Source organism: Polaribacter sp. OB-PA-B3, from assembly GCF_054589375.1.
In genome coordinates, this window is the sequence record NZ_BAAIIX010000001.1 from 541,448 (window position 1) to 562,073 (window position 20,626).

General features: G+C 30.5%; 20 protein-coding genes. 16 read left to right on the forward strand and 4 right to left on the reverse strand.

All coding sequences use genetic code 11. The features are described 5' to 3' along the window. Positions 1-3: 3 nt before the first annotated feature. Positions 4-675, forward strand: a complete 672-nt coding sequence (gene trmB / locus ACYPV9_RS02260; protein ID WP_079737573.1) for a tRNA (guanosine(46)-N7)-methyltransferase TrmB — start codon at positions 4-6, stop codon at positions 673-675. Positions 676-729: 54 nt separating this feature from the next. Here the strand turns inward: trmB and ACYPV9_RS02265 are convergent, their stop codons facing one another. After that, a complete protein-coding gene (locus ACYPV9_RS02265) occupies positions 730-1,131 on the reverse strand; it encodes a hypothetical protein (protein ID WP_459741457.1) in 402 nt (133 codons plus the stop codon). Positions 1,132-1,251: 120 nt separating this feature from the next. Here ACYPV9_RS02265 and ACYPV9_RS02270 point away from each other — a divergent pair, with 120 nt between their 5' ends. Then, positions 1,252-1,581, forward strand: coding sequence for an MGMT family protein (locus tag ACYPV9_RS02270; RefSeq protein WP_459741458.1), 330 nt, complete (start codon positions 1,252-1,254; stop codon positions 1,579-1,581). Positions 1,582-1,668: 87 nt separating this feature from the next. On the opposite strand, the gene ACYPV9_RS02275 is transcribed toward ACYPV9_RS02270, so the two are convergent. Both ACYPV9_RS02275 and ACYPV9_RS02280 read right to left on the reverse strand, forming a co-directional pair. Next, entirely contained in the window at positions 1,669-2,127 is a 459-nt protein-coding gene (locus ACYPV9_RS02275) for a hypothetical protein (RefSeq protein ID WP_459741459.1), read from the reverse strand. A gap of 242 nt (positions 2,128-2,369) precedes the next feature. Beyond that, the gene (locus tag ACYPV9_RS02280) at positions 2,370-2,840 is read right to left on the reverse strand and encodes a hypothetical protein (RefSeq protein ID WP_299062614.1); all 471 of its coding nucleotides are present in this window, start codon (positions 2,838-2,840) and stop codon (positions 2,370-2,372) included. Positions 2,841-3,198: 358 nt separating this feature from the next. Here ACYPV9_RS02280 and ACYPV9_RS02285 point away from each other — a divergent pair, with 358 nt between their 5' ends. The 14 genes from ACYPV9_RS02285 (at position 3,199) to ACYPV9_RS02350 (ending at position 19,647) form a co-directional block, all read left to right on the forward strand. Then, positions 3,199-4,332: an Mrp/NBP35 family ATP-binding protein gene (locus ACYPV9_RS02285; RefSeq protein WP_459741460.1), complete on the forward strand. Its 1,134-nt coding sequence runs from the start codon at positions 3,199-3,201 to the stop codon at positions 4,330-4,332. Between the two features lie 11 nt (positions 4,333-4,343). Next, positions 4,344-4,580 carry a NifU family protein gene (locus ACYPV9_RS02290; protein ID WP_077810428.1) on the forward strand — a complete coding sequence of 79 codons (237 nt, stop codon included), beginning with the start codon at positions 4,344-4,346 and terminating at the stop codon, positions 4,578-4,580. A 199-nt stretch (positions 4,581-4,779) separates the two neighbouring features. After that, positions 4,780-5,835 (forward strand): NAD(P)/FAD-dependent oxidoreductase, encoded by a 1,056-nt coding sequence (locus tag ACYPV9_RS02295; protein WP_459741461.1) that lies wholly within the window; start codon positions 4,780-4,782, stop codon positions 5,833-5,835. 244 nt (positions 5,836-6,079) lie between these two features. After that, entirely contained in the window at positions 6,080-7,237 is a 1,158-nt protein-coding gene (locus ACYPV9_RS02300; RefSeq protein WP_299062605.1) for a homogentisate 1,2-dioxygenase, read from the forward strand. A gap of 133 nt (positions 7,238-7,370) precedes the next feature. Then, positions 7,371-8,531 (forward strand): 4-hydroxyphenylpyruvate dioxygenase, encoded by a 1,161-nt coding sequence (hppD, locus tag ACYPV9_RS02305; RefSeq protein WP_299062602.1) that lies wholly within the window; start codon positions 7,371-7,373, stop codon positions 8,529-8,531. A 152-nt stretch (positions 8,532-8,683) separates the two neighbouring features. Then, positions 8,684-9,601, forward strand: coding sequence for a tryptophan 2,3-dioxygenase family protein (locus tag ACYPV9_RS02310; RefSeq protein ID WP_299062599.1), 918 nt, complete (start codon positions 8,684-8,686; stop codon positions 9,599-9,601). A gap of 134 nt (positions 9,602-9,735) precedes the next feature. Next, positions 9,736-10,506, forward strand: a complete 771-nt coding sequence (locus ACYPV9_RS02315) for a DUF3108 domain-containing protein (protein WP_459741462.1) — start codon at positions 9,736-9,738, stop codon at positions 10,504-10,506. A 117-nt stretch (positions 10,507-10,623) separates the two neighbouring features. Beyond that, the gene (locus ACYPV9_RS02320) at positions 10,624-11,898 is read left to right on the forward strand and encodes a peptidoglycan DD-metalloendopeptidase family protein (RefSeq protein ID WP_459741463.1); all 1,275 of its coding nucleotides are present in this window, start codon (positions 10,624-10,626) and stop codon (positions 11,896-11,898) included. Between the two features lie 4 nt (positions 11,899-11,902). Further along, positions 11,903-13,471, forward strand: coding sequence for a glucose-6-phosphate isomerase (gene pgi, locus ACYPV9_RS02325; protein WP_299062591.1), 1,569 nt, complete (start codon positions 11,903-11,905; stop codon positions 13,469-13,471). Between the two features lie 217 nt (positions 13,472-13,688). Then, a complete protein-coding gene (locus tag ACYPV9_RS02330) occupies positions 13,689-16,223 on the forward strand; it encodes a TonB-dependent receptor (protein ID WP_459741464.1) in 2,535 nt (844 codons plus the stop codon). A 10-nt stretch (positions 16,224-16,233) separates the two neighbouring features. Continuing rightward, entirely contained in the window at positions 16,234-17,337 is a 1,104-nt protein-coding gene (locus ACYPV9_RS02335) for a hypothetical protein (protein ID WP_299062585.1), read from the forward strand. A gap of 106 nt (positions 17,338-17,443) precedes the next feature. After that, positions 17,444-17,866: a hypothetical protein gene (locus ACYPV9_RS02340; RefSeq protein WP_299062982.1), complete on the forward strand. Its 423-nt coding sequence runs from the start codon at positions 17,444-17,446 to the stop codon at positions 17,864-17,866. A gap of 65 nt (positions 17,867-17,931) precedes the next feature. Continuing rightward, positions 17,932-18,660, forward strand: coding sequence for a lysophospholipid acyltransferase family protein (locus tag ACYPV9_RS02345; RefSeq protein WP_299062582.1), 729 nt, complete (start codon positions 17,932-17,934; stop codon positions 18,658-18,660). Between the two features lie 6 nt (positions 18,661-18,666). Then, on the forward strand, positions 18,667-19,647 hold the full coding sequence (locus ACYPV9_RS02350; RefSeq protein WP_077810417.1) for an acyl-ACP desaturase: 981 nt from the start codon (positions 18,667-18,669) through the stop codon (positions 19,645-19,647). Between the two features lie 150 nt (positions 19,648-19,797). Here ACYPV9_RS02350 and ACYPV9_RS02355 read toward each other — a convergent pair whose 3' ends face one another. After that, positions 19,798-20,580, reverse strand: coding sequence for an amidohydrolase (locus ACYPV9_RS02355; RefSeq protein ID WP_459741465.1), 783 nt, complete (start codon positions 20,578-20,580; stop codon positions 19,798-19,800). Between the last annotated feature and the right edge of the window lie 46 nt (positions 20,581-20,626).

The window sequence follows — 20,626 nt, forward strand, 5'->3', positions numbered from 1 at the left end:
ATTTTGGGAAGCAAAAACAAACTAAAACGTTTTAAAGAAAACGAAACGTTCGAAAATGTCATTCAGCCAACAAGAGAAGAAGTTATAACCAACTTTTCTCATAAAGGTAAATGGCATTCTTTTTTTGGAAACAACAACCCTATAGTTGTAGAACTTGGTTGTGGTAAAGGAGAATATACAATTGCATTAGCAAGAAAAAATCCTAATAAAAATTATATAGGTATAGATATTAAAGGAGCTCGTTTTTGGAGAGGTGCAAAAACTGCAATAGAAGAAAATTTACCCAATGTTGCTTTTGTTAGAACGCAAATAGAGTTGGTAGATTATATTTTTGCAGAAAATGAAGTTTCAGAAATTTGGATAACTTTTCCGGATCCGCAAATAAAATATCAACGTACTAAACACCGAATGACAAATTCTAAATTTCTTAAAAAATATAGTGTTATTTTAAGTGAAGACGGAATAATGAATCTAAAAACCGATAGCGAATTTATGCACGGTTATACCTTAGGTTTGTTGCATGGTGAAGGGCATGAGGTTTTATATGCAAACCATACAGTTTATAAAAACGAAGGTGCACCCGAAGAGGTTACAGAAACACAAACTTTTTATGAGAACCAATATTTAGAAATAGGAAAACCTATTACTTATATAAAGTTTAAACTAAAATATTAAAACTTATTAAAAACATCAATTTTATTAAATTGATGTTTTTTTTTGAAGTTAAAATTAATCTATACGCTCAAATTTACCAGACCAAGAAAGACCTTGTAGGTTAGACTCATAATAAAAAGTATTTCCTTTTTTTCTTACAATTTTTGTTTTCATAATGGTACCAATACCAAATGGCAAATCACGTTTTTTAATTTCGGTAATAACTAATTTATACTCTTTTCTATTTATCCATTTTATGTTGGCTTTAATAAACTCGTTATTTGGATAAAATTCAGTGTAAACATTATTCTTTATTTCAACAATAACATCACAAGTGTCATTGCAGTATTTATATGTACCATCTTGCATATAATCATTTGTAATAGATTTTTGCTGATAATTTACATCTTGAGAATAAAGAGTTTGATTGGTGTTAATAATAAAAATTAAGGCGAAAAATAATGTTAAGGTTTTCATGATATTGAGGGATTTAAAAATTACAACTCAATGTACTTAAAATCAATAATTTAAAACATGATAAATGTCATGTTTGGTTTTATTTTGAATTTTTATTATTTCATTTTGTAAATTCACGCCATGAAAGAAACTGATAATTTTTTCGAAAAAGTTTATGCCGTAACTCGTCTTGTACCTTTTGGTCGTGTAACAACTTATGGTGCAATTGCAACGTATTTAGGTGCAGCAAGATCTGCAAGAATGGTTGGTTGGGCAATGAATAAAGCCCATAATTTAGAAGATGTACCTGCGCATAGAGTTGTAAATAGAAAAGGTTTACTTACTGGTAAACATCATTTTGATGGTACTAATTTAATGCAGCAGTTGTTAGAAAACGAAGGTATAGTTGTAAAAGAGAATCAAATTATAGATTTTGACAAAGTTCTTTGGAATCCTTCCGCTGAACTATAAATTAATTTTAACACATAAAAAAACCTATCAAATTAATGATAGGTATTTTAACTAATTTAAACATTTCTATTTTTCTAGCAAGTCGATTTAAATTTTTCTAAATTTTCCAGACCAAGTTAGTCCTTCTAAATTAGATTCATAGTATATTCTAGTTCCTTTAATTTTTACAATTTCAGTATCCATTTTAGTACCAACTTCAAAAGGAAGATTATCTTTATTGATGTCTATAATCTCTAAAGTGTATTTATTTTCTGCAGACCATTCTATCTTTGCTTTTATATATTCATTATTAACGTGGTACTCTGTGTAGTAACCGTCTTTTATTTCTACGATTACTTCATTTCCTTTACTTGAATCAACATATTTACCTTCTTCTAGAAGTGTTTCTTTAATTTCTAAGGAATTAGAGTTTGAATTTGGTAATTCAGTTTGGTAGTAGTTACTTGTTTCGTTAGAAGCAACGTCAGATTGTTGCGCTTGTAATGTTTGGAAGCCAAAAAAAAGTATGAAGGCTGTACAGGTTAATTTTAATATTTTAGATTTCATAATAAATGGGGGATTTTAAATGTTTCTTTCTTTAAAAATACACCACAAAGTTAATTACCCGTTAGAGTTTATTTGTTACATAATTTTCTTGTTTTATTATATTATTTTAAGATTACTAAATAGCACAACAAAAACAAGGGTATCTTTTTTATCTTATGTATTTGAATAATATAAAAAAAGGTCTATCATGAAAATGATAGACCTTTATTAACAAATTAGAACATTTCTATTTAAACAATTTATTAATCAATTTTTAAGAATTTTCCAGACCAAGTTAATCCTTCTAAATTAGATTCGTAATAAAATTTGTTTCCTTTAACTTTAATAATTTCTGTTTCCATAACAGTACCTTCTTTAAAAGGTAAGTTTTCTTTATGAATTTCTGTAACTACCAGTTTGTAATTGTTTTCTGAAGACCAACTTATGCTTGCTTTAATAAATTCGTCTTTACCATGGTATTCTGTATAGTAACCATCTTTAATTTCTACAACAACCTCTTTACCTTTGTTGTTATACGTATATCTTCCTTCTTCTAAAACTGTTTCTTTAATTACCTTTTTGTCTTCCGGATCTATACTAATGGTAGTTTTAGTAAAAGTTAAATTATTGTTTGCGTCATTAGAATTCATTGCAATATCTTGAGCATTTGAAATATTTATTCCTAAAAATAATAATGCAATGAAAGTTGTCGTTTTAATTGTTGTGTTTTTCATAATGTAGGGGGTTTGGTGTTAAATGAATTAACACTCAAGGGTTAATTTGAGTTTAGGGTTATTTATTAAGTTGTTTTTAAAGGTTGTCTTTTTTTAAGTACTTTGTGGTCCAAGAGGTCCAAGAAGTTAAAGCTAAAATACTTAATTTTAATAAGGGGCTTTTCATAATTTGGGGGTTTTGTTGTTCTCAAAACTAAAGATAAACAAATTTTTATTATTGTAAAAAATCGTAATAAAATTTTTTTTTGATAAAAAAAATAAAAATGCTTTATTTTAGAATAGATATTGAGTATCCCCAAGCTTTAATTTCTAAACAGTAAGCTGTATCTTTGCAATCAAGATTAAATAAAGATAAGACGTGAGTTTTAAGAAGCAAGATATATATAAGGCACTAGAAACTATTACTGCGCCAGGAGAAGGTAAAAGTTTAATAGAAAACAATAATGTTACCAATGTTGTTACTTTTGGTAATGAAGTAGAAGTAGATGTAACCATTAGCAACCCAACATTACAAGCAAAAAAGAAAATTGAGTCAGAAATTTCTAAAGCTATAAAAACAATTGTTTCAGAAGAAATAACTGTAAAGGTTAATGTTAAGGTAGAAAAAATTGCAGTTAAAGAAAACCCGAATCAAATTAGAGGTAAAGAAATTCCTAACATAAAAAACATAATTGCTATTGCCTCTGGTAAAGGTGGTGTAGGTAAATCTACAATTACAGCAAATACCGCTATTTCTTTGGCTAAAATGGGCTTTAATGTAGGTGTTTTAGATGCAGACGTTTACGGTCCGTCGCAACATATTATGTTCGATGTAGAAAAGCAAAAACCACTTTCTGTTAATGTAGATGGTCGTTCTAAAATGAAACCAATCGAAAATTACGGAGTAAAATTATTATCGTTAGGTTTTTTTACAAATCCAGATCAAGCAGTTATTTGGCGTGGGCCAATGGCTTCTAAAGCATTAAACCAATTAATTTTTGATGCAGATTGGGGTGAATTAGATTTTCTATTGATAGATTTACCACCAGGAACAGGAGATGTGCATTTATCTATAGTACAAGCACTACCAATTAATGGTGCTATAGTTGTTAGTACGCCACAAAATATTGCTTTAGCAGATGCTAAAAAAGGAGTTGCAATGTTTCAGCAAGAAAATATAAATGTGCCAGTTTTAGGAATTATAGAAAACATGGCATATTTTACACCAGAAGAGTTACCAAACAATAAATATTATATATTTGGGCAAGATGGTGCAAAAAATTTAGCAGAAGATATAAATACCAAGTTTTTAGGAGAAATTCCTTTAGTACAAAGTATTAGAGAATCTGGTGATGTTGGTCATCCGGTAGCATTACAAAACGGAACAATTTTAGAAGAATCTTTTAACGAGATTACTAAAGAAATGGTTTCAGAATTATTAAAAAGAAACGAAAACTTACCGCCAACAGAAGTTGTTAGAATAACAACAATGAGTGGTTGTAGTACAAAATAAATTCATTTTATATGACAGCACAAGAAACATTAGATAATGTAGAAAAAGCGTTAGAAGAAATTCGCCCTTTTTTAATGAGTGATGGCGGTAATATTAAACTTTTATCTATAGAAGATGCCATAGTTAAAGTGCAATTAGAAGGTGCTTGCACGGGTTGTTCTGTAAACCAGATGACCTTAAAAAATGGTGTAGAAGCAACAATAAAAAAGTATGCGCCGCAAATAGAAGAAGTTATAAATGTAGCGTAAACTGATAAAAATCAGTTTTTAAATTAATGCAATAAAATAATTTTGGGCGTTACCTAAAAAGGTCGGGCTTTTGCACTCGCTTTTTTTACAGAAAAAGTAAAAAAGAGCTCAAACAAATGCTGCAATCCCTAACGCAAACACAAAAAATAAAAGCCTCACAAGAATAAAACTTTGTGAGGTTTTAAAACATAAAAAAAGAATGATTACTACAGATATCTTAATAATAGGAGCAGGACCAACAGGTTTGTTTACCGTTTTTGAAGCAGGTTTGTTAAAGCTGCGTTGTCATTTAATTGATGCTTTGCCACAACCTGGTGGGCAATGTTCAGAAATTTATCCGAAGAAACCTATTTATGATATACCTGCTTATCCAGAAATTTTAGCAGGAGATTTAACCGAAAAATTAATGGAGCAAATAAAACAATTTGAGCCAGGTTTTACGTTAGGGGAAAGAGCAGATACTGTAGAAAAACAAGAAGATGGTACTTTTGTTGTTACCACTAATAAAGGTACAAAACACCATGCAAAAGTAGTGGCGATTGCGGGTGGTTTAGGTTCTTTTGAGCCAAGAAAACCGCCTATTCCTAATATTGTAGATTTTGAAGATAAAGGTGTCGAATATATTATTAGAGACCCAGAATTTTATAGAGATAAAAAAGTAGTAATTTCTGGTGGTGGAGACTCTGCTTTAGATTGGTCTATTTTTTTAACAGATGTAGCGTCTTCTGTAACTTTAATTCATAGAAGAAACGAATTTAGAGGTGCTTTAGATTCTGTAGATAAAGTACAAGAGTTAAAAGATGCCGGTAAAATTAAATTAATAACACCAGCAGAAGTTAAAGGTATTATTGGTAAAGATAAAGTAGAAGGTGTTTCTGTAGTTAGAAAAGGCGAAGAACCTTTTATAATAGAAACAGATCACTTTATTCCTTTATTCGGATTGTCTCCAAAATTAGGGCCAATTGCAGATTGGGGTTTAGAAATTGAAAAAAACGCCATTAGAGTTAACAACGCATTAGATTACCAAACAAATATACCGGGTATTTATGCCATTGGAGATGTAAACACATATCCAGGTAAATTAAAGCTAATTCTTTGTGGTTTTCACGAGGCAACTTTAATGTGTCAAAGCGCTTATAAAAGAATATTTCCTGATAAAAAGTATGTGATGAAATATACAACAGTTGGCGGAATTGATGGTTTTGATGGTACAAGAAAAGAAGCGCCAAAGGCAGTTGTTAAAAAGATTGACTAAGAAATAATCGTTTATTTAAATTTAATAAAGGAGACTTTAAGTAATATTATTCGTAGATTTTTAGTCTATTGTAATATTCCTTAAAATCTCCTTTCCTTTTTGTATATTTGTGTAGTTCACTAAATCGATTGAGATGTATTCAGATTTACTTTCGCACCTAAAATTTCTTATCAAACGCAATCCAGAATAGTTATTCTTAAACCTTTATTTTAATCAATTTTATTAAATTAAATTTAAGAAAAACATGCCTTTTTACCATAAATTAGGAGAAATTCCTCCAAAAAGACACACACAGTTCCGTAAAGAAGACGGTAGTTTGTATTACGAACAATTGTTTGGTACTATTGGTTTCGACGGAATGTCTACCAATAGCTATCATGAACATAGACCAACAATGGTCAAAGAAATACGCAAGCAATATTCTGTAAAACCAAAAATTGCAAAAGCAAATAATATTCAATCTTATAGATTTAGAGGATTTCAAGTTCCTCCAGAGAACGACTATTTAGAAAGTAGAAAAGTAGTTTTAACAAACTCTGATTGTAATATTATTTTATCTGCACCAAAACAATCTACTAAAGAATATTTTTACAAAAATACAGATGCAGATGAGGTAATTTTTATTCATAAAGGAACCGGAAAATTAAGAACGCATTTAGGAAACTTAGATTTTAAATACGGTGATTATTTAGTGATTCCGCGTGGCGTTATTTATAAATTAGATTTCGATGATGAAAACAACAGACTATTTATTGTAGAATCATATTCGCCGGTTTACACACCAAAACGTTATAGAAATTGGTTTGGCCAGTTGTTAGAACATTCACCGTTTTGTGAACGAGATTTAAGAAGACCTTACGAATTAGAAACAAATAATGAACTTGGCGATTTTTTAATCAAAGTAAAAAAACAAGGTGAAATTATAGAAATGGTATACGCTTCGCATCCTTTTGATGTAGTTGGCTACGACGGATATAATTTTCCGTATGCATTTTCTATTCACGATTTTGAGCCAATAACAGGTCGTATTCATCAACCGCCACCAGTACACCAAACTTTCGAAACAAATGCATTTGTAATTTGCAGTTTCGTGCCACGTTTGTACGATTATCATCCAAATTCAATTCCTGCACCTTACAACCATAGTAATATAGATTCCGACGAAGTTTTGTATTACGTAGATGGCGATTTTATGAGTAGAAATGACATCGATCAAGGTCATATTTCCTTGCATCCAGCCGGAATTCCTCATGGTCCACACCCAGGAACTACGGAAAAAAGTATAGGTAAAACAAAAACCGAAGAATTGGCGGTTATGGTAGACACTTTTAAACCTTTAATGGTTACAGAAGAAGCCATGAAAATTGCCGATGAAGATTATTATAAATCTTGGTTAGAATAAAATAAACATTAGAAGCTATTTCCTGCTTTCCGTTATATCTTTTTTAAGAAAAATAAAAAAGGATGTCACTTCAATCAGGGCTAAACATATTTGCTAACAATTAGCACAAACAAAACATTAAAATCATCTCAAGATGGCAAAAGAAATAAAATCAGTAAACTACGGTTTAGAAAAAATATTTGAAGGAGCACAAGATTTCCTTCCACTTTTAGGAACAGATTACGTAGAGTTTTACGTAGGTAACGCAAAACAAGCAGCGCATTTTTATAAAACAGCATTCGGATTTCAATCACACGCATATCGCGGATTAGAAACTGGAGCTAAAGATTCTGTGTCTTATGTTTTAACACAAGACAAAATCAAACTGATGCTTACAACTCCATTAAATAGTAAATCACCAATAAACGATCATATTGTAAAACATGGTGACGGTGTTAAAATTGTAGCGCTTTGGGTAGAAGATGCAAGACAAGCTTATAAAGAAACAACTTCTAGAGGTGCAAAATCTTATATGGAACCAACAGTAGAAACCGATGAACATGGTGAAGTTGTAAGAGCCGGAATTTATACTTACGGAGAAACAGTACACATGTTTGTAGAACGTAAAAATTACAACGGTGCCTTTTTACCAGGTTTTCAAAAATGGGAATCAGACTACAATCCGCCAAGTGCTGGTTTAAAGTATATAGATCACATGGTTGGTAATGTTGGTTGGAATCAAATGGACGTTTGGGTGAAATGGTACGAAGATGTAATGGGCTTCGAAAACTTTTTATCTTTTGATGACAAGCAAATTCATACAGAATATTCTGCATTAATGAGTAAAGTTATGTCTAACGGAAATGGGCGAATTAAGTTTCCAATAAACGAGCCAGCAGAAGGTAAAAAACGTTCGCAAATAGAAGAGTATTTAGATTTTTATGAAGGTGCAGGTGTACAACACATTGCCGTGGCAACAGACGATATTTTAAAAACAGTTTCACAATTAAGAGCAAACGGAGTAGAGTTTTTATCTACGCCACCAGATGAATATTATAAATCTGTTCCTGGTCGTTTAGAAGAATTTAGCCACGAGTTAAAAGAAGATATCGAAAAACTTAAAAGTTTAGGTATTATGATTGACGCTGATGAAGAAGGTTACTTACTTCAAATTTTTACAAAACCAGTAGAAGATAGACCAACCTTGTTTTTTGAAATTATTCAAAGAATGGGAGCAAAAGGTTTTGGAGCAGGAAACTTTAAGGCGTTGTTTGAGTCTATAGAAAGAGAACAAGCAAAAAGAGGAACATTATAAAAGACTTTAGAAGTAAAAATCTTTTTATAAAAAATTATTACAACCAAGAGTAAGATGATTATCATTTTACTCTTGGTTTTTTATTTGGCAAATAAATTAGATTTTCAAAAAAAAGTCTTGTTTCTTTGTTCTTATATCTTGATTCTTAAATTATGAACAGAGAAGAAATACTTAAAGCAATAGAAGAAAAGTACGATAAATTAGGTGTTCCTGTAGATGCAATGTTAGAAGGTTTGTTGCATAGTACACCAATTACGTATTGGGATTATATACAGACAGATGCACTTTTAGGTTTGCAAACGCCAAGAACAACACAGCCAGATGAAATGGTTTTTATCATGTATCATCAAGTAAACGAGTTGCTATTTAAAATGATTCTTTGGGAGATTGAGCAAGTATCAAAAGCTATTGAAGTAAGTGCAGATAAGTTTTCTATGCATTTAAATAGAATTAGTAGGTATTTTGATATGCTTTGCAATTCTTTTTCTGTAATGGCAGAAGGTATGGAGAAAGAACAATATTTAAAATTTAGAAACACATTAACACCTGCAAGTGGTTTCCAATCGGCACAATACCGAAAAATAGAATTTGCTTCTACAGATTTAATAAACTTAATAGACGCTAGATATAGAGATTCTATTGATCAAAATAGTTCTTTTAAAAATGCATACAATCATTTATATTGGCAGGCAGCAGGTAAAAACTACACAACAGGTCAGAAATCTACATTACTAAATCTATTCGAAAAGAAATATTTAGGTGAGTTTATAGATTTTATGGAAGATTATAACGATATAAATTTATCTCGAAAATTTAAAGAATTACCTAAGGATGTTCAGCAGAACCCAAGTTTAATTAAAGCCATGAGGCATTACGATTATACTGTTAATGTAAAATGGGTAATGGCACATTATAATGCTGCCGGCAAATATTTAGGCGGTAAAGAAAAAGATTTAGAAGCAACTGGCGGAAGTAGTTGGCGTAAATACATGCATCCGAAGTATCAAAGAAGAATCTTTTATCCGTATTTATGGAGTGAAGAAGAATTAAAGAACTGGGGTACATTTTAGATAAAAATTCTACAATTCTCTTAAAAATTAGTACTTAAAGAAAACGTTAAAAAGTGATTTACAAATTATTAGTAAATCACTTTTTTCTTTTTTGGAACAGTAATTGTCATAAGTTTTTTATAAGTTTGAGAACTATGAAAAAATATATCTTACTAATACTTACTGTAATAATAACAACAACTACTTTTTCTCAAGAAGAAATAGAAGCATTTAAAAGCGGAGAATGGTTACGTTATAAAATGAGCTATAGTGGTTTTTTAAGAGCAGGAACCGCAATTTTAGAGGTAGATGAAAAAGATTTAAACGGTAAAAAAGTATATCATACAAAAGGGTCTGGTTGGACTTCAGGGATGATAAAATGGTTTTTTAAAGTAGATGATGTTTACGAAAGTTATTTTGATATAAACGAAGTAAAACCTTACGTTTTTAAAAGAAAGATTAATGAAGGTGGTTATAAAAAGCATCGAATTACCAATTTTGATTACAATACCAATAAAGCCTACATTCAAGATTTTGAAAATCAAAAAGATACAACAGTAGCATTTTCTAACGTACAAGACATGCTTTCATCTTTTTATTATTTAAGAAATCAAGATGTAGAACACATGGAAAAAGGAGATGAAATAGCAATAGATATGTTTATGGATTCTCAAATTTACCCATTTAAACTCCGTTTTTTGGGAAGAGAAGTCTTAAAAACCAAGTTTGGAAAAGTAAATTCGTTAATATTTAGACCATTAGTGCAATCTGGTAGAGTTTTTAAAGCACAAGAAAGTGTAACAATTTGGATTACAGATGACTTGAATAAAATACCTATTAAAATGAAAGCAGATTTATCAGTAGGCTCTTTAAGGGCAGAGCTAGAATCTTATAAAGGTTTGGCTAATGATTTTAAAAAGAGTTAAATAAATGCCTTTTATAAAAACTTTAACGAAACCGTTATAGGAACTTAAGAGTTAAGATTTAAAATAAATCAATTTTATTTGTACTTTTGGGTGTTAAATTTAATAGCTCCCAATTTTTTGAAAAAAGTACTCTACATCCTTCTAACTTCTATTATTTTGTTTGCTTGTAAAAGTGAAGAAAAAATTGAAAAACCTATAATAAAGCCAACACCAAAACCTATTTATAAATTTGGTTTTAAAGTTGATGATTATAAGGTTGTTTTTGATACTATTAAATCCGGAGAAAGTTTTGGCGCAATTTTAGATAGGCATCATGTGAGCTATCCTAAAATAAATAGTATTGCAAGTGCTATTAAAGACGTTTTTGACGTTCGAAAAGTAAGAGCAGGTAAACCTTATATGATTCTATCGAGTAAAGATTCTTTAGAACAAGCAAAAGTATTTATATATAAAAATGATAAAATTAGAGCAACAGTTGTAGATTTTAAAGATTCTATAACAGAAGCATATACTTATTTGCAACCAATTAAAACCGTAGAAAAAGTAGTTGAAGGAAAAATTTATTCGAATCTTTCTAATGCTATGGATAGTTTGCATTTATCACCAAACTTAACATATGCTGTTGCAGATATTTATGCTTGGACACTAGATTTCTACAAACTACAGAAAGGAGACTCTTTTAAACTTGTTTTTGAAGAAAAATTTATAAACGATAGTTTGTTTGCAGGTTATGGTAAGATTAAATCGGCAGTTTTTAAACACAAAGACCAAGATTTATATGCATTTCGATTCTTAGCAGATTCTATAAAAGGAATAGAAGAATATTATGATGAAAAAGGTAATATGTTAAGAAGTCAGTTCTTAAAAAGTCCCATTAAATTTCAATATAGAATTTCTTCTAGATATAATTTAAATAGAAGAATTGCATATTACGGTAATAAAGTGAAACCACATAAAGGTACAGATTTTGCTGCAAGAATTGGTACGCCAATAATTGCTACTGCAAGCGGAACTGTTGTTGAATCTACTAGAAGAGGTGGTAATGGTAAGTTTGTGAAAATTAAACACAATAGCATTTATTCTACACAATATTTACATATGAAAACTCGAAAAGTTAAAAAGGGAGATTATGTAAAACAAGGGGATGTAATTGGTTTGGTTGGTATGACAGGTAATTCTGGCGGACCACATGTTTGTTATCGCTTCTGGAAAAACGGTAAACAAGTAGATCCATTAAGTCCAAAAACAAAATTACCAGAGGCAGAACCCTTAAAAGAAAGTCTAAAACCTAGATTTTTTAAGCATATGTATCTTTTAAAAAATCAATTAGATAATAATATACCAGTAATAGAAGAACCTACAATAACAAAAGAAATAGTAGCGCAAAATTAATAGAATGGCTTTAAAAAACATCAATCCAACCAAAACTCAAGCTTGGGAAAAACTAACGAATCACTTTAATAATAATAAAGATATTAGTATTAAAGATTTGTGCAAAGACTCAAATAGAAAAGATAATTTTTCACTTGAATTAGAAGACTTAACAGTAGATTTTTCTAAAAATAGAATTACAGAAGAGACACTTTCTTTATTAGTTGAATTAGCAAAAGAAGTAGATTTAAAAGACGCTATAGAAAAACAATTTTCGGGTGAAGTTATTAACGCCACAGAAGGTAGAGAGGTTTTACATACTGCTTTAAGAAGTAATTCTGATGAACCTGTTCTTGTAAATGGTAAAAATATTAAGCCACAAATACAAACTGCATTACGTAAAATTAGAAGTTTTAGTAATAAAGTAATTTCTGGTAAATGGAAAGGTTATACAGGCAAATCTATTACAGATGTAGTAAATATTGGTATTGGTGGTTCAGATCTTGGGCCAGACATGGTTGTAGAATCTTTGCAGTATTATAAAAATCAATTAACTACACATTTTGTTTCTAATGTAGATGGTGATCATGTATCAGAAATTATTAAAAAATTAAATCCAGAAACTACTTTGTTTGTAATTGTTTCTAAAACATTTACAACACAAGAAACCATAACAAATGCAGAAACACTTAAAAATTGGTTTTTAAAGTCGGCAACAATTTTCGATATTCCAAAGCACTTTGTTGCAGTATCTACAAATTTAGAAGCGGTAGATAGTTTTGGTATAGATAAAGCAAATGTTTTTCCTATGTGGAACTGGGTTGGTGGACGTTTCTCTCTTTGGTCTGCTGTTGGTTTATCAATTAGTTTATCTGTAGGTTTCGATAATTATAGAGCCTTATTAGATGGTGCAGAAGAAATGGACTTGCACTTTAGAAATACAGAATTCGAAAATAATATACCTGTAATTTTAGCATTGTTAAGTATTTGGTATAATAATTTTTACAATGCAGAAACAGAAGCTGTTTTACCTTATACACAGTATCTAAAAAAATTGCCAGATTATTTACAGCAAGCTATTATGGAGAGTAATGGTAAAGGTGTAGATAGAAACGGAGACAAAATAGACTACCAAACAGGTACCATTGTTTGGGGTAGTACAGGTACAAATATGCAGCATGCATTTATGCAATTGGTGCATCAAGGTACTAAGTTAATTCCGGCAGATTTTATAGGTTATAAAGAATCTTTGCACGGTTTAACAGATCATCATAAAAAGTTAATGGCAAATTTTTATGGACAAATAGAAGCCTTGGCATTTGGTAAAACAAAAGAAGAAGTTCATTTAGAATTAAAGTTTTCTGGTGATGAAGATAAAATTGCACAATTACTACCTTTTAAAGTGTTTGAAGGCAATAGGCCAAGTAATGCTATCCTTTTTGATAAACTAACGCCAAAGTCTTTAGGGAAATTAATAGCATTATATGAACATAAAATTTACACACAAGGTATAATCTGGAACATTTATAGTTACGATCAATTTGGTGTAGAGCTAGGAAAAGAGCTCGCTAAAAAATTATTGAATAAGCACTAAATTAAGACTAATAATACCAATTTATTATACTATTAATTAATTATTTATAATTAGTTAATAGTATTTTTTTTGCTTAAATGTTTGATTTTTATGTTATAACAGTTTTTTTTCTTACATTTAAAAATCTTAATTCTTTGTTAAACTTAACATTAAGTTAACTTTAGAACTCTGTAAAAGCAAGAGTTTTGCAAAACATTTAATAACATAAAATTATACAATGAAAAATTTTAAAAACTTATTATTTGTAGCACTGTTTTTTATAACAGCTACAGTTTTAGGGCAAACTAAAATTACTGGTACAATTGTCGATGAAACAAATCAACCATTACCAGGAGCAAGTGTTCTTGTAAAAGGAACAACAAACGGAACATCAACAGATTTTAATGGTAAATTTACTTTACAATCTAAATCTAATTCTGGTGTTTTAGTAGTGTCTTTTATTGGATACAAATCTAAAGAAGCTGCTTACTCTTCTTCAAACAACAATTTAACAGTAATGTTAATGGAAGATGCTGGTTCGTTAGATGAAATAGTTGTAGTATCTAACTCATTTGCAATTGATAGAAAAACACCTGTTGCTGTTTCTACAATTAAAGCAAGTGAAATTGAATTAAAATTAGGAACTCAAGAATTTCCAGAGATTTTAAAATCTACTCCTGGTGTTTACGCTACTAAAGCTGGTGGTGGATACGGAGATGGTAGAATTAACTTACGTGGTTTTAATTCTGAAAACGTTGCTGTAATGATTAACGGTGTACCTGTTAATGATATGGAAAACGGTAGAGTATATTGGTCTAACTGGGCTGGTTTAGGAGACGTTACTTCTGCTATGCAAGTTCAAAGAGGTTTAGGAGCTTCTAAAGTTGCTGTACCTGCAATTGGAGGTACAATTAACATTATCTCTAAAACTACAGATATCGAAGAAGGTGGTAACTTTGGTTACACTTTAGGTAACGATGGTTACACTAAATATGGTCTTACTTATTCTACAGGTTTAATGGATAACGATGTGGCTGTAACAGTTTCTGCTGCACAAACTTCTGGTAGAGGTTATGTAGACGGAACTCCTTTTACAGGTTTTAACTACTTTTTAAATGTTTCTAAAGAGTTAAACGACGAGCACAAATTATCTTTTACTGCATTTGGTGCATTACAAAGACATGGTCAAAGACAAAACAGACACTTAATCAAAACTTTTAGAGATAGTGAAAGAGGTAGAAAATATAACTCAGATTGGGGTTATAAAAACGGTCAGTTAACTAACTCAGAAGATAACTTTTATCACAAGCCACAGATTTCTTTAAATCACTACTGGACACTTTCTGATAAAACTTTTATTTCTACTGCAGCTTATGTATCTTTTGGTACAGGTGGTGGTGGTGGAACTGCTGGAGCTAACAAGTTTGGTTTCGACAATTCTGAATATAGAGATGGACCATTAGGAACTATCAACTTCGATAAAATTGTTGACGAAAACATAGCAAATGGTGTAAACGGTTCTATCTCTGCTTTAAGAGCTTCTAGAAACGACCATAACTGGTACGGTGTTTTATCTACTTTAAAAACAGATATAACAGATGAGTTTACTTTATTAGCTGGTTTAGATTACAGAAACTATACAGGTATTCACTATACAGAAGTAACAGATTTATTAGGAGGACAGTTTTTAGCTGATAATTCTAATGTAAATAACCCAAACAACCAAGCACAAGTAGGAGACGTAATTTTCTATGACAACGACGGTAAAGTTGGTTGGTTAGGTGGTTTTGCTCAATTAGAGTATTCTAAAGATGCTATTTCTGCATTTGTTTCTGCAAACGTTTCTAATACAACTTATCAAAGAGTAGATCGTTTCTTATATTTAGATTCAGATCCAAATCAAACTTCAGATAAATACGATTTCTTAGGATATGGTATTAAAGGTGGTGTTAACTATAACTTAGATGAAAACCACGGTGTTTTTGTAAACTTAGGTTATTTTGAAAAAGCACCTTTCTTTAACTCTGTTTTTGCTAACCGTAACAACGTAGATGTTAATGAAAATGCTGAAAACCAAAAAATTACAAGTTACGAGTTAGGTTATACTTATAGAAGTGCTAAGTTTTCTGCTAACTTAAACTTATACCACACTGCTTGGAAAGATAGAACAGAAGTAGCTCGTTTCCAATTACAAGATGGTACAATTGCATTTGCTAACATTTTAGGCGTAAATGCATTACATAAAGGTGTTGAGTTTGATTTCACTTATAGACCATCAGACAAACTTACTTTTACAGGTATGGCTTCTTTAGGAGATTGGAAATGGGATAGTAACGTAGAAAATGTAGAAATTTTTGATGAAACTAACACAAAAGTTGCAGAGGTTGATGTAATTATCAAAGGTTTACACGTTGGTGATGCAGCACAAACTACTTTTGCTTTAGGTTCAAACTATAAATTAACTCCAGAAACTACGTTTACAGTAGATTATAACTACTACGGAGATTTATATGCAGAGTTTGACCCAAGTTCTAGAGGAGAAGTTGGTCCTGATGCATGGAAAGTACCTAACTATAGCTTATTTGATACTTCAATAAGACATAAATTTAAGTTTGGTAACTTCGATACATCAATTACTGCAAGAGTTAACAACGTATTCGACACAGTATATATTTCAGATGCACAAGATGGTTCTGGTTCTAACGCTCAAACAGCAAGTGTATATTACGGAGCAGGAAGAACTTTTAGCGTAGGTGCAAAAATTAATTTCTAAAAAATACAAGATGAAAAAAATAATTTATTTATTCGCAGTTGCGCTTACAGTTTTAAGTAGCTGTACGCCATTAGAAGATGTAAACGAGGTTATTGATGCATTACCAAATGTAGATGCTTTCGATTACACATTACAAGATGATGACTATGAAACTTTAGGTTTAAATTTTGGTAACTTTAGCTCAGAAGATGATGCTAAAGCAGAAATTCCAGGATTTTTAAGTACAAAATTCCCATCTTTAGGAGAAGGTTCAGCTTTAAACATAACTTACAAGTTATACGCACCTAAAAGAGATGAAAAAAGTTTAACTATTTATACTGTAACTGCTGCAGATTATACTGCACAAGGTTTAAGATTTCCAAACTTTTCAAGTTTTGATCAAATTACAGATTTCTTAGATGCTAAATATCCAGACGCAGCAAATAGACTTTTAGTAGATTTAACTTATGATTATTATGATGGATCAGTTTCTACACTTAACAATGGTTTTATCAATAACGATGGAACTTGGGAAATGTCTATAGGAATCTCTGATGATGAATATACAGCAATGGGAGAAGGTAGAGCTCAATTTTCTAATGAAGATGAAGCTTTAACTAAAATACCTGTTTATTTAAGTGAAAAATTAAAGTTTGAAGGTAAAGAAGCTGGTGATATCGAAGGTGTTATGTATAAATTATACGTAACAGATACTCAAGATATCGACGAAGATGGTTCTGTAACAGATAGAACTGTTTATAGCTTTGTTGCATTCTTTATCTATGACGGCGCAGCTTGGTCTCAGTACACAAATGTTATCGAGAACACTACTCAGTTTGCTTACGAAGGTTCTAACTGGGTTCCAGATAACACAATTAGATATACTTTAACTTCTGCAGATTACGCATTAGTTGGTAATGATAGATATAATAACTTTGATGTAAGATCTGGTGCAGATGAAGAAACTGAAGAAGTACGTTTAGAAAAGATTAACACAATCTTAAAAAACAACTTTCCAGATATAGAAGTTGATCAGAATGTAATTGTTACTTACGCTTTTTATGATGGTACTAATGGTAATGCCACTATAGAAGTAACTTTTGACGGTACAGATTTTATTAAATTTGTAGAGTAATCAATTTTATCTTTTAAATTAAGAAAACCACCTCAACCGAGGTGGTTTTTTTATGCATAAAAATTAGTAACTTTGTATCTATAAAAAACTAACTACTTATATTATGATAAAGGATATACATTCTTATTGGGCTTACCTTGTATTGGCTCTTTTAATTTTTGCTGTAGCAAATGCAATTATTGGTTTAACTCAGAAAAAGCAATTTACAGATAAAGATTTACGTATCGGTTTATTTACCTTAATCTTAACCCATATTCAATTATTAATAGGTTTAGCTTGGTATTTTATGTCACCTTGGTTTCAAGCCTTAAAAGCAGATGCAGGTGCGGTAATGAAAGAACCTGCAACACGTTTATTAGCAGTAGAACATCCTATTACCATGATTTTAGCAATTGTATTTATAACAATTGGTTGGTCTAAACATAAAAAGAAAACAGAAGACGCTGCAAAGTTTAAAACATTTGTAATCTTTTACGGAATTGGTTTATTATTGATATTGTCTAGAATTCCTTGGAGCAATTGGTTCTAATAGTAATCTTGTAAGTCTATTTACAAGTAAAATTTTTTTTAATTTTTAAACTTAAATCACATCTCGTGAAGATTCTTAGCTATATATTATCTCCAATTTTTATATTGGTATTCTTTTTGTTTTTAATAATATTTCATCCTTTGCAATGGTTAAGTTTGCATCTTTTAGGACAAAGTGCACATGGTAAAGTAGTAGATGCTTTAAATTTCTTTTTGGTAAAATCTATGCTAATACTTGGTGTTAGTGTCAAGTTAAAAAACGAATATAAATTACCAGAAGATACTACAATAATTTTTGTGTCAAATCATCAATCTACTTTTGATATTCCGCCAATAGGTTGGTTTTTTAGAAAGCATTATCCAAAATTTGTAGCTAAAATAGAATTAGGAAAAGGCATACCAAGTGTTTCTTATAATTTAAGAAATGGTGGTGCGGCATTAATCAACAGAAAAGATCCAAAACAAGCAATAAGCGAGTTGATAAACTTTTCTAAGAGAATTAAAGAAAACAATTGGGGCGCAATAATTTTTCCGGAAGGCACAAGAAGTAGAAATGGTAAGCCTAAGAAATTTGCATCTAACGGATTAAAAGTAATAACAAAAGTAAATAAAGAAGGTTATGTTGTACCTTTAACTATTAATAATTCTTGGAAAGTGTTTAAATACGGTAAATTTCCTTTAGGTTTAGGAAGTCCAATAACTATTACAACTCACGAGCCAATAAAAATAGATTCTTTACCGTTTGAAGAACTACTAGAGAAAACAGAAAAAGTAATTAAAGAACATATAAAATAGAAATTTATGTCTATATACAATATTAGAAAAGAAGTAATGCTAACGCTAGAAAAAAGTATGGACCGCTTTATGGAGAAATACTTAATTCCGGCAGAAAAAATTTGGCAGCCTACAGATTTTCTTCCTAACTCACAAAAAGATTCTTTTATTACAGAAGTAGAAGAAATAAGAGAATTGTCTAAAGAATTACATGACGATTTTTGGGTGGTTTTAGTAGGAGATACTATTACAGAAGAAGCTTTACCAACCTACGAATCTTGGTTGTTAGACTTAGATGGTGTTAGTCAAGATCCAGATAATAGTTGGGCAAAATGGGTAAGAACTTGGACAGCAGAAGAAAATCGACACGGAGACGTATTAAATAAATACTTGTATTTATCAGGTAGAGTTAACATGCGCGAAGTAGAAATATCTACACAACATTTAATTGCAGATGGTTTTGATATTGGTACATCTACAGATCCATACAAGAACTTTGTGTATACAAGTTTTCAAGAACTAGCAACTTATGTTTCACATAACAATGTAGCAAAAATTGCGCGTAAAAAAGGACACAAAGCATTGGCTAAAATGTCTAAAATTATTGCAGGAGATGAAATGCGTCATCACCAAGCTTATACAGAGTTTGTAAAAGAAATCTTTAAGATAGATCCATCAGAAATGATGTTGGCATTTCAACACATGATGAAATATAAAATTGTAATGCCTGCAATGCATTTAAGAGAATCTTTTGGTGCAAAAGGAAGTTTATTTGATGATTTTTCTTCTGTAGCGCAAAGAATTGGTGTGTACACAGGTTTCGATTATGTAGACATTATTAAGAAATTAAACACTGCTTGGGAAATAGATAAGATTACAAACCTAACACCAGAAGCAGAAAAGGCAAGAGATTATTTAATGAAGTTGCCAGACAGAATGTACAGAATTACAGAAAGAATTGTTGTGCCAGACACAAAATTTAACTTTAAATGGATGTTACCAGCTTAAAATTATAAGAAGCTATTTCCTGCTTTCCGTTGTATCTTTTTGTTGAAAAAACAAAAAGGATGTCACTTCAATCAGGGCTAAGTATTTTTGCTAACAATAATACATATTACAAAAACCTTCAATGTATAATTATTGAAGGTTTTTTTATGCTTAGTAATTTATAGAAAAGGAGTCTTTATCATTTAAAAAGCCTAATTTATTTCTAACAATATCTTGCTTTTCTTTATAAATTATAGAACTTACAATACCAATTTCATTGTAGTTTAAACTAGATAATTCTTCACCTAAAAAATCAATTATTAAAGAGTTGCCAGAATACTCGTAATTATTGGCGTCTTTACCCGCTCTATTAACTCCAACAACATAACTCATGTTCTCTATTGCACGCGCTTTTAAAAGTGTTTCCCAAGCTTTTATTCTTGCTACCGGCCAATTTGCCATAAAAATTAAAAGATCGTAATTATCTGTATTTCTAGCCCAAACAGGAAAACGCAAATCGTAACAAATTAACGGGCAAATTCTCCATCCTTTGTAATTGATAATTATTCTTTCTACACCAGAAGTATACACTTTATTTTCTCCGGCCAAAGTAAAAGAATGCCTCTTATTATAAGTTTCTAATTCTTTATTTGGATGTACAAAAATAAAACGATTGTAAAATTTATCGTTTTCAGTAATAACCAAACTTCCGCAAATTGCTATTTGATGCTTTTGTGCCATTTCTTGCATCCAAGAAACCGAAAACCCATTCATTGGTTCAGCAACATTTTCTGGTTGCATTGTAAAACCAGAAGTAAACATTTCTGGCAAAACAATTAAGTCTATATCTTTATTTAAAGTATTTATTTTTTCTTCAAAAAAAGTAATATTTTCTTTCGGATTTTCCCAAGCTAAATCAGCTTGAATTCCCGCTACTTTTAATTCATTTTTCATAGAAATTAATTAGAAAGTTGTACTAGCTATAAAAGTAAGTTTTTGT